19 protein-coding genes are annotated in these 22,796 nt (G+C 67.3%); 7 read left to right on the top strand and 12 right to left on the bottom strand.

Features of this window, described 5'->3' with window-relative positions; all coding sequences use genetic code 11:
- Positions 1 to 34 precede the first annotated feature (34 nt).
- The 4 genes from ACWESM_RS14445 to ACWESM_RS14460 all read right to left on the bottom strand — a co-directional run bounded on the left by ACWESM_RS14445 (position 35) and on the right by ACWESM_RS14460 (position 4,996).
- Entirely contained in the window at positions 35 to 1,150 is a 1,116-nt protein-coding gene (locus tag ACWESM_RS14445) for a cytochrome P450 family protein (RefSeq protein WP_452492099.1), read from the bottom strand.
- Positions 1,147 to 2,349, bottom strand: coding sequence for a cytochrome P450 family protein (locus tag ACWESM_RS14450; RefSeq protein ID WP_452492101.1), 1,203 nt, complete (start codon positions 2,347 to 2,349; stop codon positions 1,147 to 1,149). Before ACWESM_RS14450 ends, ACWESM_RS14445 begins: the two co-directional genes overlap by 4 nt.
- 12 nt (positions 2,350 to 2,361) lie before the next feature.
- Positions 2,362 to 3,336 (bottom strand): aldo/keto reductase, encoded by a 975-nt coding sequence (locus ACWESM_RS14455; protein ID WP_452492103.1) that lies wholly within the window; start codon positions 3,334 to 3,336, stop codon positions 2,362 to 2,364.
- An 82-nt stretch (positions 3,337 to 3,418) separates the two neighbouring features.
- Positions 3,419 to 4,996 carry an HAL/PAL/TAL family ammonia-lyase gene (locus ACWESM_RS14460; protein WP_452492105.1) on the bottom strand — a complete coding sequence of 526 codons (1,578 nt, stop codon included), beginning with the start codon at positions 4,994 to 4,996 and terminating at the stop codon, positions 3,419 to 3,421.
- Positions 4,997 to 5,561: 565 nt separating this feature from the next.
- On the opposite strand from ACWESM_RS14460, the gene ACWESM_RS14465 reads away from it, so the two are divergent.
- A complete protein-coding gene (locus ACWESM_RS14465; RefSeq protein ID WP_452492107.1) occupies positions 5,562 to 6,896 on the top strand; it encodes a UDP-glucose dehydrogenase family protein in 1,335 nt (444 codons plus the stop codon).
- 363 nt (positions 6,897 to 7,259) lie between these two features.
- On the opposite strand, the gene ACWESM_RS14470 is transcribed toward ACWESM_RS14465, so the two are convergent.
- From ACWESM_RS14470 to ACWESM_RS14480, 3 genes are all read right to left on the bottom strand, one after another.
- Complete coding sequence (locus ACWESM_RS14470) at positions 7,260 to 8,312, bottom strand: Gfo/Idh/MocA family protein (RefSeq protein ID WP_452492108.1); 1,053 nt, start codon at positions 8,310 to 8,312, stop codon at positions 7,260 to 7,262.
- 365 nt (positions 8,313 to 8,677) lie between these two features.
- Complete coding sequence (locus ACWESM_RS14475) at positions 8,678 to 9,349, bottom strand: response regulator transcription factor (protein WP_452492110.1); 672 nt, start codon at positions 9,347 to 9,349, stop codon at positions 8,678 to 8,680.
- Positions 9,331 to 11,013 (bottom strand): ATP-binding protein, encoded by a 1,683-nt coding sequence (locus ACWESM_RS14480; protein ID WP_452492111.1) that lies wholly within the window; start codon positions 11,011 to 11,013, stop codon positions 9,331 to 9,333. The genes ACWESM_RS14475 and ACWESM_RS14480 overlap by 19 nt, the downstream gene beginning before the upstream one ends.
- A gap of 155 nt (positions 11,014 to 11,168) precedes the next feature.
- On the opposite strand from ACWESM_RS14480, the gene ACWESM_RS14485 reads away from it, so the two are divergent.
- The 4 genes from ACWESM_RS14485 (at position 11,169) to ACWESM_RS14500 (ending at position 15,282) form a co-directional block, all read left to right on the top strand.
- The gene (locus ACWESM_RS14485) at positions 11,169 to 11,975 is read left to right on the top strand and encodes an ABC transporter ATP-binding protein (protein WP_355076366.1); all 807 of its coding nucleotides are present in this window, start codon (positions 11,169 to 11,171) and stop codon (positions 11,973 to 11,975) included.
- Entirely contained in the window at positions 11,965 to 12,852 is an 888-nt protein-coding gene (locus tag ACWESM_RS14490; protein ID WP_356965336.1) for an ABC transporter permease, read from the top strand. The genes ACWESM_RS14485 and ACWESM_RS14490 overlap by 11 nt, the downstream gene beginning before the upstream one ends.
- A gap of 2 nt (positions 12,853 to 12,854) precedes the next feature.
- Positions 12,855 to 13,904 (top strand): ABC transporter substrate-binding protein, encoded by a 1,050-nt coding sequence (locus ACWESM_RS14495; protein WP_356965335.1) that lies wholly within the window; start codon positions 12,855 to 12,857, stop codon positions 13,902 to 13,904.
- A gap of 166 nt (positions 13,905 to 14,070) precedes the next feature.
- Positions 14,071 to 15,282, top strand: coding sequence for a NupC/NupG family nucleoside CNT transporter (locus tag ACWESM_RS14500; RefSeq protein ID WP_364433478.1), 1,212 nt, complete (start codon positions 14,071 to 14,073; stop codon positions 15,280 to 15,282).
- 4 nt (positions 15,283 to 15,286) lie between these two features.
- On the opposite strand, the gene ACWESM_RS14505 is transcribed toward ACWESM_RS14500, so the two are convergent.
- Positions 15,287 to 16,042 carry a siderophore-interacting protein gene (locus tag ACWESM_RS14505; RefSeq protein ID WP_355076359.1) on the bottom strand — a complete coding sequence of 252 codons (756 nt, stop codon included), beginning with the start codon at positions 16,040 to 16,042 and terminating at the stop codon, positions 15,287 to 15,289.
- Positions 16,043 to 16,152: 110 nt separating this feature from the next.
- Between ACWESM_RS14505 and ACWESM_RS14510 the strand changes: the two genes are divergently transcribed.
- A complete protein-coding gene (locus ACWESM_RS14510; RefSeq protein ID WP_452492114.1) occupies positions 16,153 to 16,980 on the top strand; it encodes an NADPH-dependent oxidoreductase in 828 nt (275 codons plus the stop codon).
- Between the two features lie 6 nt (positions 16,981 to 16,986).
- Here ACWESM_RS14510 and ACWESM_RS14515 read toward each other — a convergent pair whose 3' ends face one another.
- Together ACWESM_RS14515 and ACWESM_RS14520 are read right to left on the bottom strand one after the other, a co-directional pair.
- Positions 16,987 to 17,979 (bottom strand): LLM class flavin-dependent oxidoreductase, encoded by a 993-nt coding sequence (locus ACWESM_RS14515; RefSeq protein ID WP_356965329.1) that lies wholly within the window; start codon positions 17,977 to 17,979, stop codon positions 16,987 to 16,989.
- 67 nt (positions 17,980 to 18,046) lie between these two features.
- Positions 18,047 to 19,231, bottom strand: a complete 1,185-nt coding sequence (locus tag ACWESM_RS14520; protein ID WP_452492115.1) for a serine hydrolase domain-containing protein — start codon at positions 19,229 to 19,231, stop codon at positions 18,047 to 18,049.
- A 209-nt stretch (positions 19,232 to 19,440) separates the two neighbouring features.
- Here ACWESM_RS14520 and ACWESM_RS14525 point away from each other — a divergent pair, with 209 nt between their 5' ends.
- Positions 19,441 to 20,877, top strand: coding sequence for an amino acid permease (locus tag ACWESM_RS14525; RefSeq protein ID WP_355076354.1), 1,437 nt, complete (start codon positions 19,441 to 19,443; stop codon positions 20,875 to 20,877).
- A 13-nt stretch (positions 20,878 to 20,890) separates the two neighbouring features.
- Here ACWESM_RS14525 and ACWESM_RS14530 read toward each other — a convergent pair whose 3' ends face one another.
- Both ACWESM_RS14530 and ACWESM_RS14535 read right to left on the bottom strand, forming a co-directional pair.
- Positions 20,891 to 21,256, bottom strand: coding sequence for a DUF4345 family protein (locus tag ACWESM_RS14530; RefSeq protein ID WP_452492118.1), 366 nt, complete (start codon positions 21,254 to 21,256; stop codon positions 20,891 to 20,893).
- 84 nt (positions 21,257 to 21,340) lie between these two features.
- Positions 21,341 to 22,750 carry an MDR family MFS transporter gene (locus ACWESM_RS14535; RefSeq protein WP_452492119.1) on the bottom strand — a complete coding sequence of 470 codons (1,410 nt, stop codon included), beginning with the start codon at positions 22,748 to 22,750 and terminating at the stop codon, positions 21,341 to 21,343.
- Positions 22,751 to 22,796 lie beyond the last annotated feature (46 nt).

Genomic DNA, 22,796 nt, shown 5'->3' on the forward strand with positions numbered 1-22,796 from the left:
GGGCGAGCCGCGCATACGCTCACCAAGACGGACGTCACCCAGCCCTGAGCCGCACCGGCAGGGCCGTGAGCTTGCGCATGATTCCGGCCTCCACCCAGGGCAGGTCTTTCAGGGAGTTCGTAATCCGTGGCGTCGGGTAACGACGCAGCAGGGCTCCTATGGCAACTTCTGCTTCTACCTTTGCCAGGTTCGCCCCCAGGCAGCGATGGATGCCGAAGCCGAACGACAAGTGCTGATTGTCGACTCGTCGCACATCGAACCGATCCGGCTCGATGAACCGGGACCTGTCGCGGTTGGCGGCCTTCAGCGAGCACAGCACGATCTCGCCAGCTGGGACGCGGGTGTCCCCGATCAGCAGTGGTTCCCGGGTCATCCGGAACACTGAAACCTGCAGCGGCGGCTCATACCGCAGCGCCTCGTCTACGGCACCCCCGAGCAGCGTCTTCTCCGCTCTCAAGGCATCAAGTTGGTCGGGATTCGTCAGGAGCAGATACAGTGTGTTGGCGATGAGCTGTGTGGTTGCGGTCTGTCCCGCGATAAGCAGCACGAACACCATGGAGCTCAGTTCCCCGTGGTTTAGATTTGCCTCGATCAGCTCGGAGATCAGGTCCTGGCCCGGATCGCGACGCTTGTGCCGAATCAGGTTGTCCAAGTAGTCGAGCAACGATGCCGTAGCGTTCAGCAGGCTGTCGCTGACCGGCAGAAGCCCGGAGACGAAAGTGTCCGACCAACGACGCACGTCCGGGCAGTCGGACTCGGGTATCCCTACCATGGCGCCGAGCACGTAGGTGGGCAGCGGCTGCGCGTACTGTCCGACGAGGTCAACCGGCGCCTCGATTTCGAGACCGTCCAGCAGTCGCTCGGCAATATTCTCGACGACCGGCCGCATGGCGCTCGTGCTGCGCATGGTGAAACGGTGTGCTACGAGTTGGCGCAGTCGGGTGTGCTGTGGCGGGTCGGCGTTGAGCATGTCTCGCGCCGCGAGTTCACGCACTGTCCGCGGTAGCGAGGCAAGTGGTGCCTTGTCGCCCATTGTGGCGGTGTCGTTGGACAATCGATGATCATTCATCACCTGCCGGGCGAGCGCGTACTCGGAGACCTTCCACACGCTTCGCCCATCGGGCAGCATGACCTGCTCGACGCCCGTCATCCCAGCACCACCGGCAGCGAGTCGAGGCGGCGCATGAACATGCCGGGCCGCCATCGCGCCTCCTCCGGGGCGACCGCCAGCGCGATTGCCGGGAACCGGGCCAACAATCTCCCGAGCCCGACTACGGTCTCCAATCGGCCGAGTTCAGCGCCCATGCATCGATGGCTGCCGTGGCTGAACCCGAGGTGTCCCCTGGTGTCGCGAGTGATGTCGAAGCGGTCGGGCTCGGCGAAGCGGCTCGGATCACGGTTTGCCGAGCCGGTCGAGATCAGCAGTAACTCCCCTGCCGGGATGGTCACACCGTCCAGGTCTAGCGGATGATCGACGTAGCGTGGGGTGAGCATCCGGAACGGGGTCTCGAAACGCAGAATCTCCTCGATGCACGCGGCCATCAAATCGGAGTCGGCGCGCAGCCGCGCCAGCTGGCTCGGGTGGCGTAGCAGGACGAGGACACCGCTTCCGATCGCGCTGGTAGGCTCCAGCCCGGCAATCAGCAGCAGGGTGATCGTGGAGACCAGTTCAGCGCTGTCCAGCAATCCCGCTGCGGCGGCTCGAACGAGTTCGGTGAACAGATCCCCATGTGGCTGCTCACGTTTGAGCGCGATGATCTCGCCAGCGAACCTTTGCAGCTGCCGACCCGCATCTTCCACCTCGGCCTTACTCGGAGCGGTGAGGATCGCGGTCTCCCACACCGGAAATCCGTTGCGCATGTGATCGGGTACGCCGAGCATTTCGGAAAGGCATATCGCCGACAGCGGCCTGGCGTACTGATCGATGATGTCGACAGCCTCGCCGACCGGGAGACCATCGAGCAGTTCATCAGCGAGCTGTTCGAGCCTGGGCCTCAGCGCGGCGAGCCGGGACGGCGTGAAAAACTTGGCGACGATGCCGCGAATTCTGCGGTGGTCGGCCCCGTCCTGATCGAGCATGCTGCGTCGCAGTTCACGTGGCAGTTTCGGTCGACGCTCGATGTCCACCAGATTGTGTTCGAGGATCGCGTGCCGGCGCTTGACCAAGTCGCGGTGCAACGTGGGGTCGGACAAGAGCGTCCTGGCGTCGTCGTAGCGGGTGATCACCCACATTCGGAAGCCGCCGTTCTCCACCGGGATCGCGGCGTAGCCACGTCGCAGGGACGCGAGCGTCGGGTAGGGGTCATGCATGAACGACTGACTGAGCAGCTTGACTGGTTCGACGTTCACGACGTGATCTCCTCAAATGCCAATCTCGGGATAGCCCCGGTGCGGGGCGGACAGGGCGTCGAGACCGCTACGGATCTCGGGTGGTAGTTCCAGGAGGAGAGTGGCCGCGGTCAGCGACTCCCGCAGTTGGTCAACGGTGCGGGCGCCGACCAGCGGCGCGACGACTCCATTTCGGTCCCGGACCCAGGCGAGCGCCACTGCCAGCGGTGGCACGGCCAGTTTTTCCGCGGCGGCGGCGACCTCGTCTACGATGCGCGCGGACCGGGCGTCGAGGTAGGGCCCGACGTACCACTTGAAGAAGTGGCTGTTCGCCCGCTCAGCCGGTACTCCGCCTCGGTACTTTCCGGTCAGCACACCCCGTCCGAGTGGGGCCCACGGCAGCACCGCCAGGCCTGCGTCCAGCGCCGCGGGCACGACCTCGCGTTCAACGCCCCGCTCCAGCAGCGAGTATTCCGCCTGACAGGAAGCGAGTGGTGCGACGCCATTCAGCTGCTTCCATGTTGCTGCTTTGGCCGTCTGCCAGCCCGCGTAATTGCATACACCGACGTTGCGGACTTTGCCGGCCCGCACGGCGGTGTCGGTCGCGGCCAGGGTTTCCTCCAATGGGACGGCCGGATCCCATGCGTGCAGTTGCCACAGATCGATGTGGTCGGTATGCAACTTGGTCAATGATCTGTCCAACGTCGACAGCAGATGTGCACGGGAGGCGTTCTGCCTGCGGCTCTGGGTGTCGAGGACCGCGACGGCCTTGGTGGCCAGGACGATGTCGTCGCGGCGCACGACCGTCCCGACCAACTGGCCGACGATCTCCTCGGCGCGCCCGCCTCCGTACACGTCGGCGGTGTCGATCAAAGTACCGCCGGCCTCGATGAACACCCGAAGTTGCTTCGAGGCGTCGTCTCGATCGGTGGTGGCGCCCCAGGTTGAAGTGCCCAACCCCAGAACGGAAACGTTCATGCCGGTCGTGCCCAACGGGCGCTGCTTCATGAGGATCTCCTTATTCGATGCGATTCGACGCGTGCCGCCCCGGAAACGGTGTCGTGGACAGGAATTCCGGTCCGCTCTTGCGTCATGGAAGTCCCTTTCGCAGCCTCCCTGAACGAATCAGCGCCAACACAGCGTGGATGTCGTCTTCCATGGCACGGTCTTCCTCGAGCTTCGGCACGTGTTCACGAACCAGCGCGTGGGCAGCTCGGACCGGTTCGGCGGAACTGGCGACACCGCGCAGGTCCAGCGCTTGGCATAAGGCGAGGAGGTGGATCGCGGTCACCTCCTCGACCAGTTCCACGACGTGCAGCCCATCACGGGCCGCCATAGCCGACATACTGACCTTGTCCTGGTTGTGCGCCTCGGTGGACCGGGAAAAGATGCTGGCAGGCGCGCTCTGCTTCAAGGCCTCGGCGGTGATCGCCGAGCATGCGATCTGCATGCCCTTGAAACCGTGGTGCAGACCGGCGCGCCGGTCTTCCGGCTCGAACCACGGCACCAGGTTGGCCGGTAGGCCGTTGTTGAACTTCTCGTCGACCACGTGTTCGAGCTGTCGGTCGAGCAGATCGGCAACATTAGCGACGGTCGTCTTCAGCGAATCCATGGACTGCGCGATGTGCCCGCCGTAGAAGTTGCCACCGCTGTGGACCTCGCCGGCTTCCACGGCGAACAGCGGGTTGTCGTTGGAAGAGTTGATTTCGGTCTCCACCCAAGTTGTCGCCCACTCCAGGGTGTCGCGGAGAACGCCGATCACGTGCGGGGCGCAGCGGATGGAGTATCGGTCCTGAATGGAGCGTCGCAACCTGGCATAGTCCCGTCCTCCGAGGCCACCGGCGCGTTCGACCACTTGCTCATGGTCCAAAGCCAGGTCGGAACCGGCGAGGAGCTTCGCGATCGCCGCGGCGGAGGCGAGCTGGCCTGGATGGGGCTTGGCTTCGTGGATGAACGGAGCGAAGTGGCCGCGGTTGCCGAGGACGGCCTCAGCGGCCATGGCCGAGCACAGTTCAGCGATGGCGACCAGTGCTCGTGCCCGCACTATGGCGACGGCGGCGAACGCCGACGAGAATGACGTCCCGTTGATGAGGGCCAGCCCCTCCTTCGGCTCCAGCGCAATCGGTCTCAACCCGTACTCGGCGAGTACCGTGTCGGCCGCCCTGAGCCGGCCGTGGTGGAACACCTGTCCCTCGCCAAGGAGTACCGATCCGACGTAGCAGAGGGGAACGAGGTCACCGCTGGCGCCCACCGAGCCGCGTTCGGGGACGCGTGGTAGTACATCGTTGTCCAGATGCCACAGCAACCGAGCGACGACCTCCGGACGGATACCGGAGTTGCCTTTGGCAAGACAGTTCGCCCGAATCAGCAATGTCGCCCGGACGACGTCGGTCGGCGCGTCGGGTCCGGTGCCGTTGACGTGGTACCGGATGAGATTGCGTTGCAACTCGGCGGCTTTCACGGCACCGATCTGCCGGATAACGCTGTCGCCAAACCCGGTGCTGACCCCATAGATCGTGCTGCCGTTGTGCAGCAACTTGTTTCTGAGGTCGCAGGATGCGAGCATCGCCTGTTTCGAATCCTCGGCTATCAAGACCGGCATGCGATCTGCGGTGACCTTCGCCACCTCGGCCAGCGTCAATCCGTTGCCATCCAGCAGCAGGGGCATGCGTTTTCTACCTTCGAATAATGGGGTCGACGCGACGAGCGCAGCACTGTGCTCGAGAGGAGCGTTCAGTGAGCCCGAAAATGTCAGGCATGATATTTCCCTGCTCGGTTTCCATCGCAATTAAATGAAAGCTGGACTTCCATTTCGTCACGGCTCCTTTCTTTGTCGCATCCGCGTTGGAACGGGAGGCTGCGGGCAAGGTTATCGCCCTGCCACGTCGAGGGGCCGAATCCTGCGCCCGCACATCGCCCTCGGCTGGTTCTCGTATTCGACGGTTATGACCAAGTCTGCAACCTGGAAGGCGTCGATGCTGTCATCGAATCGAATGACTGTCTGGCAGCTCGAATTCGACTATGATGAGGTGCCGACTGCCTCGACTGCGACGTCGCCCTCGCAATAGATCTCACCGGCCACCAGATCATTCGAGTGCGCTCCGGGCGTGGATGGGTAACGGGAGATCATCGACACCGATGGTCGGCAGATCGGCATGAAGCAACTGGGCCGGAACAAGTTACACCGTTCGCCGGACAGACTCTCGGCTATCGAGGGATTACCGTTGCTCGCTATGTCGATTCGAATGACAGTGTTCGGCACCGGCTATCTCGGCGCAACTCATGCTGCCTGCATGGCAGAACTCGGGCATCACGTTCTCGGTGTCGACATCGATGAGAACCTCATAGCCTCGTTGCAATCCGGAAGAGCGCCTTTCTACGAGCCGGGCTTGAATGCACTGCTGGCCCGTGGAATCGAAACCGGGCGTCTCCGCTTTACCACCTCTTACCGCGAAGGTGCAGATTGGAGTGACGTCTGCTTCCTGTGCGTGGGAACGCCTCAGAAGGATGGAGTTCTCTCGGCCGACCTCAGGCCCCTTGAAACTGCCGTCACGACCTTGAGTGGTTTGATGAATCGCTCCACATTGCTCATCGGACGATCGACTGTGCCGGTGGGAACCGCAAGCCGATTGAAAGCCATCGCGCTCGAGGCCAGCCCGAGTGGCGAAGCTGTCGAAATTGCTTGGAATCCAGAGTTCATCCAAGAAGGCTGCGCCGTCGAGGGCGTGCTGCGCCCTGATCGCGTCGTCATCGGAACAGAGAAGAGGGGGCGCGCGGAAGCTGTCCTACGCAAAGTCTACGACCAGCAGATCAAGCGGAATATTCCGTTTCTTGTCAGTGATCTCGCGACAGCAGAACTGACGAAAACAGCGGCGAACGCCTTCCTTGCCACGAAGATATCGTTCATCAACGCGATGGCTGAGATCTGCGAGTCGAGCGGCGCGGACGTGCGATTCTTGGCTGACGCGGTCGGCCGAGACACACGAATAGGCTCCCGTTTTCTCCAGGCAGGCGTGGGTTTCGGTGGAGGCTGCCTACCGAAGGACATCAGGGCTCTCGTCGCACGCGCCGAGGAACTGGGTTGCAGCGAGACCATGAACTGGCTCCGCGAAGTCGATGCAATCAACAGTCGCTGCCGCACTCGAATGGTCGAACTTACTCTAGAAGCTTGCGACGGAACATTATCCGGACGTCGCATCGCCGTTCTCGGCGCAGCGTTCAAACCGAACTCCGATGATGTGCGCGACTCTCCGGCGTTAGAAGTATCAATGCGACTCTTGCGACTGGATGCGGAAGTCGCGGTATACGACCCCAGGGCCATGGAAACCTCACGGTCCCGATTCCCGGCGCTGCGCTACGGCAATTCAGTCACCGAGGTCTGCTCACAAGCGGATGCGGTTCTCGTACTGACCGACTGGCCGGCATTTGCCATGCTCAGACCGGACGATATTCGCGATCACGTGCGCAGCCGAACGATTCTCGACGGACGCAATTGCTTGGATCCGAAAACATGGTTTTCGGCCGGATGGAGATATCATGCCCTGGGGTATGGCATCGGTCGGGAGTAAGCTCTCGCGAGCTGCCGCGTATCCGAAGGGATTCCACGCCTGCGCGGAAACAGACGTCGTTGAATCGAGGATCCGGACATGCCTCCGACAACCGATCCGATCCAGGCCAGGTGACGAGGGCTCAACTTCTCAGCTCGCCGTGGTCGGGACGCGAAGAGCTTCGAATACGGGCCCGGTGAGGACTTGACGGGTCCCCGGCGATCGGTCCAGGTGACGTGGTCCCGTTGAAGTGCGCTGTCCCACTCGCCTGCGATCGCCAAATAGCGCCGCATTGAGGGGTTGCTCCACCTGCAGGATGACGGCTGGGTACGCGGAGTTCGACCGGTGCTCTCGGTGCGACTGGCCAACGGTGGCCAGCCCCGATCAAGCGGTGACGGTCACACCCAGCGCCGCCGACTCGCGTGCTTTCGTCAGCAGGCGCAGGGTGGTGACGGCGTCGCGCGGGTCGACGGGCACCGGAGCGCCGTCGAGCAGCGCGGCGGCCATGGCGGAGTAGAAATCGGGGTATGCGCCGGGTGCGGTCGGCACAGGGGCGAAGTCCGGTTCCGCGCCCAGCACGCCCCAGCGCTCGGCATCGACTGTGCCCCAAGGGGAATCGTTTCTCGGGCGGCGACCGGATCGGAGTGCTTCCTCCTGCGGGTCCAGCCCGTAGGTCACATACCCGGCTTCCGATCCGAGCACCCGGAAACGCGGGCCGAGTTGCGCGGCGACGGCGCTCATCCAGAGGTGGGAGCGGACACCGCCGGTGTGGGTGAGCGCGACGAACGCGTCGTCGTCGGTGGTGATCCCTTCCCGCCGCCGGTCCAGCTCGCAGTACACCGAAGCCACCGGGCCGAACAGGGTCACGGCTTGGTCCACCAAGTGGCTGCCGAGGTCGACCAGGATGCCCGCGCCCTCCTCGTCCGTGCCGACCTCCCGCCAGCCGCCCTTCGGCACCGGACGCCACCGTTCGAACCGGGACTCGAAACGCCGTACCCGGCCCAGTCTTCCGGTCTCGACGAGTTCACGCACCGTCCGGAAGTCGCCGTCCCAGCGCCGGTTCTGGAAGACCGACAACGCGAGGCCGGACCGCTCCGCGCGCCGGACGAGATCTTCGGCGTCGTCCACCGCGACCGCGAACGGCTTGTCGACCACGACGGGCAGCCCGGCCTCCAGCGCCTGCCCGGCCAGCGGCGCGTGCGTCTGGTTCGGTGTCGCGATCACAGCCAGATCGATGCCGTCCGGCGTGGCGAACAACTCCTCGGCGTGCGGCACCACACGCACACCGGGATGTTCGGCGCGCGCCCGCTCGGCACGCTCCTCCGAGGAGGTCACCACGGCAGCGACCCGCATCCGCGGTTGCGCGGCGATCAGCGGAGCGTGAAAGACCGATCCGGCCAGGCCGTAGCCGACAACAGCGACCTCGATGATGCTCATACCCCGACGCTACCGCCGCTGAAGACCGCATCAGGCTTCACCACGTAGGCGCTGGTCGGCCGAGGAGCGCCACCTCGAGCGGCGCGCCACCGAAGTGGATCGGACCGTTCGCTCTTGTGCTGCCGCAACCGGTGGTCCGGTGACGATCGGATCGTATGTCCGGCAGACGGAGACGCATCGGCCCGGCCGTGTAGGTGCCGCGTCGTGCGCCGGTCGAGCGGATGTCGGCCGCCGATGGTCCGGCTGTCGACCTGCGACGTTCTGGCGCGTGCGGCGATGGTGGCCGGTGGACACTGCGCGAGGTTCGGGACGACCCGCCGGACCGGCCGCGCGCGGGCCGGTTCTTCCCGCCCCGCGCGGTCGGCTCAATGCGGCGGCGCGGCGGAGTACTCCTGTTCGGGCCGCCCGGTGCTGCCGTAGCGCAGGCTCATGCGCACCGCGCCGCCGGCGACGAGTGCGGCGAGATAGCGCTGGGCGGTGGCCCTGGAGATGCCGATGGCGCTCGCTACCTCTCCTGCGGACAGGGGCGTGCCCGCATCGAGAATTGCTTGCAGGACAGCGTCTTTGGTGGGAGAGGCCACGGTCGCCGCCGGGCTCGCGGTGACCGAAGGACGCAGCGCGTGCAGCGCCGCGGCGACCCGGGCGTTGTCGACCTGTGGCACGGCGAGAATGCGCCTGTAGCGGGCGTAGGCGGCGAGCCGGGCGGCGAGTTCGGTATGCGGGAAGGGCTTGACGAGGTAGGACACCGCACCTGCCGCGACGGCGGCGCGCACCGACTCGCTCTCGGTCGACGCGGTGAGCACCATGGCGTCGCAGTGCAGCTCGCGGACGAAATCGATACCGGATCCGTCGGGCAGGTAGACGTCCACCAGCGCCAGGTCGATCGGCCGCGCCGCGACGAGTTCCCGCGCGGCGGCGAGGGTATTGGCGGTGCCCGCCACCGTGAAACCCGGGATTGCCTGCACGATCCCGGCGTGCAGATTCGCCACCCGGAAGTCGTCGTCGACGATCAGGACGGTCAGGGACGGCGGGGCCATGACACCTCGCTCTGCGCGAGCACCCCGGGGATGCGTGCGATGAACTCCGCGCCGGTCAGTGGCGGCTCGCCGCCGCCGGGACTCGACAGGCGCACCTCGCCGCCGTGGGCGCGGACGATCTGGCGGATCAGGGCGAGGCCCACCCCGCGCCCACCGGGGACGCCGAGGTCGTCGCGGGTCGAGATCCCTTCGGTGAACAGCGTGTCCACCAGGTCGGGCGCGACACCGTCGCCGCTGTCGGCGACGGTGATGTGCAGCGTCGAATCCTCTTGCACCAGTTCCACTTCCACCTGCCGCACCAGTCGCTCCCGAGCGCGCACGGCCTCCATGGCGTTGTCCAGCAGATTGCCGAGCACGGTGGTCACGTCCACCGGATCGGCGAGATCGCCCTCGACCCAGGTGTTGGGCCCGAGCACGAGTTCCACCCCGTTCTCCCTGGCGTGCGCGGCCTTGGCGGCCAGGAAGGCCTGTAGATACGTGTCGTGGATGGCATCGATGCCCGGCGTCGCCGGACCGAGCGGACCCGCCCCGATCAGCTCGTCGACCGACCGCGCGGCCTCCTCGACATGCCCGCTGTGCAGCAGCCCGCTGACCAGGTGCATCTTGTTGGAGAACTCGTGGCGCTGCGCGCGCAGCACCGTGCTCATCGACTGCACCGCGTCCAGCTGCCTGGTCAGCGATTCCACGTCGGTGCGGTCGCGCACGGTAAGCACCGCGCCGAGATCACGGCCGTCCCGGCTGACTCGCCGCGCCGAGACGATGACGACGTTCGCACCGACCGTCGCCGAGGCGGGTTGCCGATCGAGGTCGCGGAACACCTCCAGCACTCGCGGGGTGAGCCCGATCTCGTCGACCGGGCGCCCGATGTCCGGCGCGATGCCGAGCAGCCTGGCCGCCTCGTCGCTGACGAAGGTCGTGCGCCACGACGCGTCGACGGCGAGCACGCCGCCGCCGATGCCGTGCAGCACCGCGGCCTGCCCCCGGACCAGTTCGGCCAGCTCGTCGGGTTCCAGCCCGAGCGTCAGCCCGCGCCAGCGGCGGGCGAGCAGGATCGATCCGGCGATGCCGACCGCGAGCGCCACCGCGACCAGGCCGCCCGCTGTGCGCAGGTCGCCGAGCAGTTGCTCGTGCACCGCGTCGGTGGCGATGCCGACGCTGACCGCGCCGACCACACGATCGGAGCCGGGCGCCGTGACGGGGACCTTCGCGCGCACCGAGTCGCCGAGCGTGCCGCGTTCCTCGGTGATCGACTCGCGGCCCGCGAGCGCCTCGGATGGATCGGTGCTGACGTGCTCGGCGAGCCGTGCGGCGTCCGGATGCGCCAGGCGGATGCCCGCGTCATCGGTGATCACCACGAACAGGGCGTTGTTGCGCTGGGTCGCGTCCACCGCGAGCCGCTCCAGCGGGCCGGTGGCCAGCTCCTGGCGCACGCCCGGATCGACCGCGCCCGGCGCGTACCTGGCCACCTCGGCGCGCACCACCGGGTCGGCGGCGACGGTGCGCGCGACGGCAAGCGCGCGCTGACCGTAGGCGTCGCGCAGCCGCTGATCACTGAGATAGCCGAACACCGCGAACGCGACACCGAGCGTCAGCGCGACGACCAGGATCTGCGACAGCAGAACCTGGGTCCGCAACCGCACGGCCCGCGCGCCCTCAGTGGCCATGGCCGCAGCATAGGCGCAGACCACCGCGCACCGCGCATGAGCAGAATGCGCAAAACCCGCATATCCCGCGTTTGTGGCGGTTGTGCGCACAAGCTCCGGCGTGTGACCGGGGCCACGTACGTTCGCCCTACCCGATCTCGCAGAAGTAGGAAGCAATGACGCAATCCCTCATCGAGCTGCGGAACGCGACCAAGCGTTTCCCCGGCACCGGCGGTGGCATCCACACCGCCGTGCGCAATCTGAACCTCACGGTGCGCCCCGGCGAATTCGTCGCCGTTGTCGGCCCCACCGGATGCGGCAAGTCCACCACGTTGTCGCTGGTATCCGGGCTGGAACCGGCCTCGGCCGGGCGAACGCTGGTGCGCGGCAAGGACGTCGACGGCATCCCCGAAGGCATCGGCTACATGTTCCAGCAGGACGCGGTGCTGCCGTGGAAGAGCGTGCTGGACAACGTCGCGCTCGGCCCGCGCCTGCGCGGCGCGTCGAAGGCCGAGGCGCGGGCGAAGGCGTCCGGATGGGTGCGCAAGGTCGGTCTGGCCGGGTTCGAGAGCTACTACCCGCACCAGTTGTCCGGCGGCATGCGCAAGCGCGTGGCGCTGGCACAGACACTGGTCAACGAGCCGGAGATCCTGCTGATGGACGAGCCGTTCAGCGCGCTGGACGTGCAGACCCGGCAGCTCATGCAGGACGAATTGCTGCGCGTCTGGGCGGGCACCAACGCGGCGGTCGTCTTCGTCACCCACGATCTGGAGGAGGCGATCGTGCTCGCCGACCGGGTGGTCGTGATGACCGCGAGCCCGGCCACCGTCTGTGGAGACTTCACGGTGGGCCTGACACGGCCGCGCAGTGTCGAGGACGTGCGGCTGACCGCCGAGTTCCGCGACATCTACAAGGAGATCTGGGAGACCCTGCGCGATCAGGTCGAGGCCGCTCGGGCGAAGGGAGCCTCCCGTGTCGCATGACGTGCTGGTGCAGGACGCCGTCGACGAGCCCGCGGTGGAGAACGAGACCGAGGCACAGATCCTGGCCCGGGTGCGTACCGCCGCGCGGCGCGCCCGGATCCGGACTTGGGGCCTACGCGTCGCGCTGGTAGCGCTGTGGCTGGGTGCGTGGGAGCTCACCGCCACGGTGTGGATCGATCCGTTCTTCTACTCGAAGCCGTCGCTGATCTGGGCACGGTTGGTCGAATGGTTCACCGAGGGGACGCAATTCGGCTCGATCTGGCTGCAGATCTACACCACCGTGCAGGAGGCCGTGCTCGGTTTCGTGATCGGCACGGTGGCCGGCGTCGTGCTGGGCGTGCTGCTCGGCCGCAGCCGGTACTGGGCCGAGGTGCTCGCGCCGTTCATCAAGGCGCTCAACGCGGTTCCGCGCATCGTGCTGGCGTCGCTGTTCATCATCTGGTTCGGTCTCGGCCTGAGTTCGAAGGTCGCGACCGTGGTGGTGCTGGTGTTCTTCGCGGTGTTCTTCAACGCGTTCACCGGTGCGCGGGAAGTGGACGGCAATGTGATCGACAACGCCCGTATCCTGGGCGCGAGCCGCAGGCAAGTGCTGGTGTCGATCGTGCTGCCGAGCGCGACCACTTGGATCCTCTCCAGCCTGCACACCGCCTTCGGTTTCGCGCTGATCGGCGCGGTGGTGGGCGAGTACGCGGGCGCGAGCAAGGGCCTGGGTCTGCTGATCAGCAACGCGCAGGGCACCTTCGACTCGGCGGGCATCTACGCGGGCATGATCATCGTCACCGTGGCCGCGCTGATCGCCGAGTGGGGGATCGGCATGGCGGAGAACCGGTTGCTGAAATGGCGGCCATCGCAGGCGACCTCGAACCACGGGATCTGACCATGAGGCATCGCAAGCAACTCGCGCTCGTCGCCGTCGTGATCGCGGCATTGTTGGCGGCCACCGGATGCCGGGACTCCCGCGCCATTCCGACGGCCGACGGCCGACCGCAGATCACCATCATGGTGGGCGGGCTGGAGAAGGTGATCTACCTGCCCGCCGTGCTGACCCGGCAACTCGGCTTCTTCGAGCGCAACGACATCGACGTGAAACTGCTCGGCGAGCAGTCCGGAGCCACGGCCGAGACGGCGTTGCTCACCGGCGACGTGCAGGGCGTGGTCGGCTTCTACGACCACACCATCGATCTGCAGGCCAAGGACCAATGCATCCGCTCGGTGGTGCAGATGTCCGACGTGCCCGGTGAGGTCGAACTGGTGTCGAAGGCGGACGCGGACATCACCTCGGTCGCCGATCTGCGCGGCAAGAAGCTCGGCGTGACCTCGCTCGGCTCGTCGACCGACTTCCTCACCCAGGCGCTCACCGGCCAGGCCGGGATGAGCACCGCCGATTACACCCGGGTGAAAGTGGGTGCGGGGCAGACGTTCATCGCGGGCATGAACCACGACGGCATCGACGCGGGCATGACCACCGATCCCACGGTGGCGCAGATGGTGAACTCCGGCGATGCGCGCGTCCTCGTCGACCTGCGCACCGAGGCGGGCACCAGGGCCGCGCTCGGCGGGCTGTATCCGGCGACGTCGCTCTACATGAGCTGCGCGACGATCGATGCCCACCCGGACATCGTGCGCAAGCTCGCCGCCGCGTTCGTGCAGACGCTGCAGTGGATCCGGACGCACACGCCCGAGGAGATCGCCGAGAAGATGCCGCCGCAGTACGCGAGCGCGGGCAAGGACCTCTACGTCCAGTCGATCCGCGATTCCATCGGCATGTTCAACGGCGACGGGTTGATGAAACCCGAAGGCGCGCAGAACGTTCTGGAGATCCTCGGCAAGTACTCGAAGAACGTGCGTCCCGTGCGCGATCGGATCGACCTGTCCGAGACCTACACCACGCAGTTCGTGGAGGAGGCGTTGCGCGCGCCGCGACAGTAGCGGCCGGTGAACCATGCCCGGCCGCCCGGAATCGTCCCGGGCGGCCGGTCGGCGGCCGGTGCGCCGACAGCCGCGCCGAGCTTCTCAACTGTGGAGACACCGCACCATAAACCGACATGAGAGGTGCTCCCATAAGCCGAAGTACGTCACGGCAGCCGAGGTGCGCGTGCATCATCTGATCGGATTCGCCGGGCTGATGTGCTTCCTGCTGCTGGCCTGGCTGCCCAGTACCGACCGCCGCGCCGCCGCCGCTCGGCTGCCGCGGATCGCCGTCCTTTTGATCGTGCAACTCGCGCTCGGTTTCCTGTTGCTGAAGACCGGGATCGGAGGCACGGTGATCCGCGCGGTCAGCGACGCCTTCGCCCACATCCTCGGCTACGCCGCCCAGGGCACCGCGTTCGTATTCGGCGACCTGCCCGCCGTCGGCAGCGGCGGGCCCGCGTTCCTGTTCGCGGTGCTGATGCCGATCGTGCTCGTGTCCGCGCTGATCGGCATCCTGCAACACCTGCGGGTCCTGCCGTTGATCATCAAGTACCTCGGCCTGCTGCTGGCCTGGGTGAGCGGCTTCGGCAGGATCGAATCGTTCAACGCGGTCGCCTCCGCCATCCTCGGCCAATCAGAGGTGTTCATCTCGCTGCGGGCCATGCTCGACGACATTCCGCCGCAGCGGATGTACACCCTGGCGGCCTCGGCGATGTCGACGGTCTCGGCGGGCATCCTCGGCGCCTATATGGTGCTCATCGACCCGAAGTACGTGATCGCGGCCATCGTGCTGAATATGCTGGGCGCCTTCGTGGTGTGCTCGCTGATCAACCCCTACAAGGTCGGCGCCGCCGACGATGCCCGGCTGATCGGCGAGGAGATCGCCGACAGCCGTAAGCGGCAATCGTTCTTCGAGATGCTCACCGAATACATCCTGGTCGGCTTCAAGGTCGCGTTCACCGTCGCGGCCATGCTGATCGGATTCATCGCCTTGCTCGCCATGGTCAACGGAATCTTCGCGGCGCTGTTCCACGGCACCACGTTCCAGGACCTGATGGGCCACGTCTTCGCCCCGCTGGCCTGGTTGACCGGCATCCCGTGGGACGAGGCGGCGGCCGCGGGCCGGTTCATGGGCACCAAGCTGGTGTCCAACGAAGTGGTCGCCATGCAGGAACTGAACCGGCAACACGCCGGACTGTCGGACCACACCGTCGCGATCGTCTCCACCTATCTGGTGTCGTTCGCGAACTTCTCCACCATCGCCATCGTCACCGGCGCGGTCCGCAGCCTCAGCGAGAAACAAGGCACCGTCATCGCCCGCAACGGGCTTCGCCTGCTCTACGGCGCCACCTTGGTCAGCTTCCTGTCCGCCACCATCGTCGGACTGCTGAGTTGACGGTTCAGCCGTTGGCCCCCTCGACCGCCCGCAGTTCGGCCTTCCACTCCCGGAAGCCCTCCTCGGTGCGGCCGCGGCGCCAATATCCGGAGATCGACGCCGCCCACTCGGCGGAAACGCCGCGATCCTTGCGGATGTAGCGGCGCAGGTCTTTCATGACTGCTTCGGCTTCGCCGTGGATGAACACCTGGACCTGCCCCGGCGTCCACGGCGCGGAGCGAACGGTCTCGGCGAGCACCTCGCCAGGGGGCCGCGCGCCGCGGTGCAGCCAGGTCAGCTCGATGCCGTCCGGCTTCTTCACCGGCAGTTCGTCGTCCGGACCGGCGACTTCGACGAACGCCAGCCCCGTCGCCTCGCCGGGCATCGCCTCGAGCGCGGCGGCGATGGCGGGCAGCGCCGCCTCGTCACCGGCCAGCAGATACCAGTCGGCGTCCGGGCGCGGGGCGTAGGCGCCGTTGGGGCCATGGAAATCGATGGTCTCGCCGGGCTGGACCGCGGCAGCCCACGGTCCCGCGATGCCCTCCGCGCCGTGGTAGACGAAGTCGACCGCGATCTCTCCGGCGACGGGGTCGACGGACCGGACGGTGTAGGTGCGCAGCACCTCGTTCCCGTCCTGCGGGAAAATGAATTTCACGTACGAGTCGGTGAACTCGCTGGGACGGAACGCGGCGAAGCCGGGACCGCCGAGGTACACCCGGATCAAGTGCGGGGTGAGCCATTCGGTGCGCTGCACCGTGAGGGTGGTGCGGGGACGTGCCAAGAGAACCTCCGATATAAATAATTAGGATTGCCTTACTTACCCTACCTGTGTTCCGCTCAGGCTGCGGCCAACCGCTGACGGCGCGCCGTCCTGGCGAAAGGATGATGCCCATGACGCAGTCCGTGCCGACCCCGACCCACGCCGTGCAACAGCGCTACCGCGACCCGCAACCGGTCGAACCCGCGCAGTGGAACCAGGTCCTGCAGGTGCTGCACGAGCATCGCTCGGTGCGCCGCTACCTGTCCGACCCGGTGCCGGACGCCACACTGCGGCTGCTGATCTCCGCGGCGCAGTCCGCGCCGACCTCGTCGAATCTGCAGGTCTGGAGCGTCATCGCGGTGCGTGACCCGCAACGCAAGGCGCGCCTGGCCGCGCTCGCGGGCGATCAGGCCCACATCGTGCAAGCGCCGGTGCTGCTGGTCTGGACGGCCGATTTCGCGCGCCTGCGCCAGCTCGCCGAAGACCGGAGCGCGCCGCTGGAGGGTGCGGACTACCTGGAATCGAGCTACGTCGGATTCATCGACGCCGCGCTCGCGGCGCAGAACGCGGTGGTGGCGGCGGAATCGCTCGGGCTCGGCACCGTCTACATCGGCGCGCTGCGCAACAAGCCGGAGGAAGTCGCCGCCGAGCTGGGATTGCCGCCGCAGGTCTTCGCCGTCTTCGGCTTGCTGGTCGGTCACCCGGATCCCGCCGAGGACACGCGGGTGAAGCCGCGCCTGCCGCAGGACGCCGTCCTGCATCGGGAGACCTACGACTTGGACGCGCAGCGGGTGCACGTGGCCGAGTACGAGACCCGGATCGCGGAATTCTATGCCGAACAACGGCTCTCGCATTCCTGGACCGAACGTGTGCTGGCCCGGCTCGCCTCCGCGGCGGCACTCAACGGCAGGCATCGGTTGCGGGAATCGCTGGCCAACCACGGCTTCCGCTTGCACTGACCCGCCTCAGGCCGCGACCTTCTCGGTGAGCAGTTCGAACGATCGGGCGCGGTCGTCGATGTCGTAGACCAGCGTGTTGATCATCAGCTCGTCGGCCTGGGTGCGGCGCAGCAGATCCTCGAGCTGACCGCGCACCGTCTCCGGGGAGCCGAGCAACTGCCCGGCCCGGCGCTGCCGGATGAACGTGCGCTCCTGTTCCGACGGACGGAACGCGGCCGCTTCCTCCGGCGTGGCCAGTGCCTGCGGTGTGCCGCGCACCAGGTTCAGGAAGGCCAGGTCGCGCGGGCCGGCCAGGATTTCGGCGCGCTCGTCGGTGTCCGCGCAGATCGCCGCGACCGCGACCATCGCATGCGGGCGCTCCAGGCGCTCCGAAGGCCGGAAGTGCTCGCGGTAGAGCGCGAGCGCGGGCTCGGTGTTGTCGGGGGCGATGTGGTGTGCGAAGGCGAACGGGACCCCGAGCAGCGCCGCGACCTGGGCGCTGTAGCCGCTGGAGCCGAGCAGCCAGACCTCCGGTTCCTCACCGCGCCCGGGCGTGGCGGCGATGCCGCCGGGGTCGGACCCGCGGAAGTAGCCCAGCAACGCGGCCAGTTCCTGGGGGAACGACTCCGCCGACAGTCCGTCCGCGGTCCGCCGCAGCGCCCGTGCGGTCGCCTGGTCGGTGCCCGGCGCGCGTCCGATGCCCAGGTCGATCCGTCCGGGATGCAGCGCGTGCAAGGTGCCGAACTGCTCGGCGACGACCAGCGGCGCGTGGTTGGGCAACATCACCCCGCCGGAGCCGACGCGGATGGTCGAGGTGGCCGCGGCCAGGTGGGCCAGCAGCACGCTCGGCGCCGAACTGGCGATGCCGGGCATATTGTGATGCTCGGCGACCCAGAAGCGGTGGTAGCCCAAAGCCTCGGTACGCCGGGCCAATTCGGTGGTCGCGTCGAGCCCCTCGCCGACGGTGCGGCCGGACTGCACCGGCGCGAGATCCAGTACGGACAGCGGGACGTCGATCATGGGTCTCCTCACAGTGGCGATCTCCACTGCCAACGTCGCGGGTCCCCGGTGTATTTCGCCGGCCGGCTCAGCCGCGCGCGATCGCGCGGAACACCTCGATGGTCTCCTGCTCGTCCTGGGTGGTGCCGTAGTCGCTGAGTTTGACGATGACGGTGCCGCTGGGCGGGTCGACGTAGACGTACTGGCCGTAGACGCCGACGGCGGTGAGATCGGCGCCGTCCCCACCGGTCGGGTGCCACCACTGCGCGCCGTAGGGCCAGTCGCCCACCCGGTGGACCGGGGTGCGGATGCGTTCGATCCAGGTCGGCGGCACGATCTGCGCATCGCCGACGCGCCCGCCGTCCAAGACGATCTGGCCTATCTTGGCGAAGTCGCGGGCCGTCGCGTTCAGGCAGCAGAACGCTTTCTCCTGACCGCCCGCGCGATCGAGATTCCACAGCGCGGCGTCCTCGGCGCCGATCGGAGCCCACAGGTCGCGTTCCAGCAGTTCACTCAGTGGCAGGCCCTCGGCCCGCGCCAGCGCCATGCCCAGCAGTTGGGTGTCCACGCTGCGGTACTCGCCCGCGCTGCCCGGCGGAAACCGCAGGCCCTGATGCTCGCGGACGAACCCGGCGAGGTCCTCGGTGAGGTACATCCGGGCGGTGCCGGTCAGCGGCATGTACTTGTTGTAGTTCTCGTCGACGTCGACGCCGGAGGCCATGTCCAGCAAGTCGCGGATGGTCACGGTGTCGTACGGGCCGCCGGTGGTCAGCTCGGGCAGGATTCGCACCAGGCGGTCGTCTTCGTTGAGCCGCCCCGCCGCGATGGCGCGGCCGGTCAGCAGTGACACGACGGACTTCGCTACCGACCACGAGGACTGGCGGGTGGTGGCCGTGACGCCGTCGCGATACCACTCGTGGGTGAGAGCGCCGCCGCGCAGAACGAGGAACGAATTGGTGTGCGTGGCGCCGAGGAAGTCGGCGACCGAGATCTGCGAACCCTTCCACGGCACCCCGTCGGGCAGCGGCCGCGGTGCGACCGGCAGCGGACGCGGCGTGGGGGAGGCGGCCACCGTGCGGCTCTCGAACAGTTCGCCCTGTGTCGAAGGCGGGTCGGTCAGCAGTCGCAGCAGCGTCGGCGGGGCCGGGATGTGCAGGACCGCGGTCGTCGCGAACGCCGCGCCGGCAAAGACTGCGACGACAGCGAGCAGGACGACGGCGGTGCGGAGCGCGTAGCGGTGCGTTCGCGTGCGCCGGGACGGCGATTCGGTCATGACGGGAACCCATCGTCGGGGAATCCGATGATGGCATGCCGGACGCCCGTCCGGTAACCGCGCACGACCGCCGCGGTCGGCCCGGAGACGACGCGCGCGCGGGCGGGGCGGTAGCGTGACCACGTGCTCCGGACCGGACGTGCGATGATCCGACGTCGCGTGTTCGGCGACCGGATCGTCGCATCGCTGCCCAGCGAAAGGACCGCAGTATGACAGCCTCCGACCGTCACCTCCAGGACGCGGGACCATCGGTTCCGGCGGACACCGGCGACTCGGAGGGTTATGCCCGGGGCCTGAGCCCGCGCACCATCCAGATGATCGCCATCGGCGGCGCGATCGGCACGGGCCTGTTCTACGGCGCGGGCGGCGCGATCGAGCAGGCCGGGCCCGGCCTGATCCTGGCCTACCTGGCGGCGGGCCTGGCCATCTTCGTGATCATGCGGGCGCTCGGCGAACTGCTGACCTACCGGCCGATCTCGGGGAGTTTCGCCGAGTACGCGCACGAGTTCCTCGGCCGCTTCGCCGGCTTCGTCACCGGCTGGTCGTACTGGGCGGTGTGGGTGGCCACCTGCATGGCCGAGATCACCGTGGCGGGCAAGTACGTGGAGTACTGGTTCGACATCGCCCCGTGGGTCACCGCGCTGGTCGTGCTCGCGGTGATGTTCTGCGCGAATCTGATCTCGGTGCGGCTGTTCGGCGAGGGCGAGTTCTGGTTCTCCACCATCAAGGTCACCGCGATCGTCGGCATGATCCTGCTCGGCATCGGCGTGCTGCTGTTCGGCTTCGGGCACGCGACGAACCCCACCGTCACCAATCTGTGGGCCGACGGGGGCGTGTTCCCCAACGGCATCGGTCAGTCGCTGCTCGTTTTGCAGATCGTGCTGTTCGCCTACGTCGGCGTGGAGTTGGTCGGCGTCACCGCCGGGGAGGCGCGCGAGCCGCGCAAGACTCTGCGCAAGGCGATCAACACGCTCCCCTTCCGGATCGGCCTGTTCTATGTCGGTGCGCTCGTTGTGATCATGTCGGTGTCCAGCTGGCGCAATTTCCACGCGGGCAAGAGCCCGTTCGTGGAGGTCTTCGAGCTGATCGGCATCCCGGGCGCGGCGGGCATCGTCAACTTCGTGCTGCTCACCGCGGCGCTGTCGTCGTGTAACTCGGGGATCTACTCCACCGGCCGGATGCTGCGCACCTTGTCGCTGCACGGCGAGGCGCCCGCCCGGCTGAACAAACTGAGCGCGAACGCGGTGCCTTATGTGGGGATCTCCGTGTCGGCGGCGGCGATGGTGATCGGCGTGATCGTCAATGTCATCTCCCCGGACAAGGCCTTCGCCTACATCACCTCGGTGTCGACCATCGGCATCATCTTCGTCTGGGGCGTCATCCTGGTCTGTCACCTGCTCTACCGGGCCAAGGTCGCCCGCGGCGAACTGCCCGCCAGCGACTACCGGCTGCCCGCCGCGCCCTACACCACCGTGCTCGCGCTGGCGTTCCTCGGTTTGGTGGTCGTGCTGCTGTTGTTCACCGACAGCGGGCGCACGGCCCTCGTCGTCGGCGCGGTGTGGGCGGTGCTGGTGTCGGCCGGATACTTCGTGCTGCGCAAACTCGGCAGTTCCAGCACGCCGACCGACGTTACGCACACCAGCTGACGGCCCGTTTCCGCTAGACGGCGAGGAAGAGCGCGGCGGCGCCGATCGCCTCCACCGCGCCGTAGAACCAGGTGGGATAGAACGCGGTTCGCTCATCGAGCACGGCCGAGAGCACCCGGCCGAGGGCCATGCCCGCCAGTGCCGCGCCGATCGCGACCATGATCCCGCCGCGCAGCCCTGCGAGGTCGATGGCGGCCACCGCGAGCACGGCCGCCATCGCCAGTCCGAAGCCGCCGTAGACGGCGCGCACCTCGTAGCGCGCGCTCGGTTCGGTGAGCCGGATGCCGAACGGCTGAATCAGAGCGGCGGGCGCGGCGATCGCGTAGCTACCCATACCCAGGAAGAACACCCCGATTATTACGCATACGGCCTGCGCCACTGCGACCTCCAGAATCTCGTTCGGCTGGAACGCCAGCTTGCGCCGGCCGCGGTGCGAACGCTTCCGAAAACCCGCTGTCTCGCCTCAGGCGTTCGCCGAACGCCGGGGCATCATGGCCGAGGCGACGAGCAGGACGACGGCCATCGCCGCGATCGTGACGAAGACCAGATGCACCGCCGAGGCCAGTGTGGCGGGCTCCGGATGATCGGTGTGGCCGACGCGCGAGTTCACGATGGCGCCGAACACCGCGACGCCCACCGCACTGCCGATCGAGCGTGCGAACATGTTGGCCGAGGTGACCACACCCCGCTCGGTCCATTCGGCGCTGGTCTGCGCGGCGATCAAGGTGGGGGTGGCGACCAGTCCCATCCCGGTGCCGATCACGAAGCAGGACGCCGCGACCTGCCACAGGGTGGAATGCTGCGTGATGAACAACGTGCTGGTGGCGCCGAGGGCGGCCAATCCGCTACCGATCAAGGCAGTGGTGCGAAAGCCGAAGCGCAGGTACACCTTTCCCGCTTGGGACGCGGCCAGCGGCCACCCCAGCGTGAGTGCGCCCACCGTCAGACCCGCGACCAGCGCCCCGGTGCCCAGCACGCCCTGGGTGAAGGTGGGGACATAGGAGGTCGCGCCGAGCACGACGGCGCCGACCAGCACCGACGCCAAGCTGCTCGCGATCACGACGCGCCGGGTGAACACCCACAGCGGCAGGATCGGATTCCGCGCTCCGCGTTCCACCAGCCCGAACAGCACGAGCACGACCGCGCCGCCCGCGAAGATCCCGATGCTCGACGGAGACGACCACGCCCAGGCTTGCCCGCCTTCGAGCAGTCCGAGGATCAACGCGCCCGCGCCGAACGTCAGCAGTGCCGCGCCCAGATAGTCGACGCTCTGCCGCTGCCGGGGCGCGCTCTCGGCGAAATTACGCACCAGCATCCATCCGGCGAGCGCGGAGAGCGGAAGGTTGATCAGGAAGATCCAGCGCCAGCTGACGTACTCGGCGAACAGGCCGCCCAGCAGCGGGCCCGCCACACTCGACATGGCCCACACGCTGGCCAGATAGCCCTGGACCTTGGCACGCTCGGACAGCGTGTACAAGTCGCCCGCGATCGTCATCGTCATCGGCTGGATCGCTCCCGCGCCGATACCCTGGACGGCGCGGAAGACGATCAGTCCGAGCATGCTGGTCGCGACGCCGCACAGCAGCGAACCCAGCGCGAACATCGCGATGCCGAACAGGATCACCGGTTTACGGCCCACGGTGTCGGCGAGTTTGCCGTAGATCGGCACCGTCACCGCCTGCGCCAGCAGATAGATGGAGAACAACCAGGGGAACCGCGCGAAGCCGCCGAGACTGTCGGTGATGGTGAGCACCGCCGTGGCGATGACCGTCGAGTCGAGCGCGACCAGCGCGGTCGCCAGCATCAGCGAGCCGAGAATGGCACCGCGCTCGGATCGGAAACCCACGGACACCGTCGCGGTCTCGGTCGCCACCCGCGGCCCCTCTCGTTCGCCTGTCTAACCACCTCGAACGACCGTA

The sequence above is a fragment of the Nocardia sp. NPDC003999 genome (assembly GCF_053604885.1).

Bases quoted from the DNA above. Each gene is read 5' to 3' on its own strand.
- ACWESM_RS14475 (WP_452492110.1), bottom strand. From the start codon at position 9,349: ATGGCCCCGCCGTCCCTGACCGTCCTGATCGTCGACGACGACTTCCGG.
- ACWESM_RS14485 (WP_355076366.1), top strand. From the start codon at position 11,169: ATGACGCAATCCCTCATCGAGCTGCGGAACGCGACCAAGCGTTTCCCC.
- ACWESM_RS14465 (WP_452492107.1), top strand. From the start codon at position 5,562: ATGTCGATTCGAATGACAGTGTTCGGCACCGGCTATCTCGGCGCAACT.
- ACWESM_RS14455 (WP_452492103.1), bottom strand. From the start codon at position 3,336: ATGAAGCAGCGCCCGTTGGGCACGACCGGCATGAACGTTTCCGTTCTG.
- ACWESM_RS14515 (WP_356965329.1), bottom strand. From the start codon at position 17,979: ATGATCGACGTCCCGCTGTCCGTACTGGATCTCGCGCCGGTGCAGTCC.
- ACWESM_RS14495 (WP_356965335.1), top strand. From the start codon at position 12,855: ATGAGGCATCGCAAGCAACTCGCGCTCGTCGCCGTCGTGATCGCGGCA.
- ACWESM_RS14510 (WP_452492114.1), top strand. From the start codon at position 16,153: ATGACGCAGTCCGTGCCGACCCCGACCCACGCCGTGCAACAGCGCTAC.
- ACWESM_RS14525 (WP_355076354.1), top strand. From the start codon at position 19,441: ATGACAGCCTCCGACCGTCACCTCCAGGACGCGGGACCATCGGTTCCG.
- ACWESM_RS14445 (WP_452492099.1), bottom strand. From the start codon at position 1,150: ATGACGGGCGTCGAGCAGGTCATGCTGCCCGATGGGCGAAGCGTGTGG.
- ACWESM_RS14460 (WP_452492105.1), bottom strand. From the start codon at position 4,996: ATGCCCCTGCTGCTGGATGGCAACGGATTGACGCTGGCCGAGGTGGCG.
- ACWESM_RS14470 (WP_452492108.1), bottom strand. From the start codon at position 8,312: ATGAGCATCATCGAGGTCGCTGTTGTCGGCTACGGCCTGGCCGGATCG.
- ACWESM_RS14520 (WP_452492115.1), bottom strand. From the start codon at position 19,231: ATGACCGAATCGCCGTCCCGGCGCACGCGAACGCACCGCTACGCGCTC.
- ACWESM_RS14480 (WP_452492111.1), bottom strand. From the start codon at position 11,013: ATGGCCACTGAGGGCGCGCGGGCCGTGCGGTTGCGGACCCAGGTTCTG.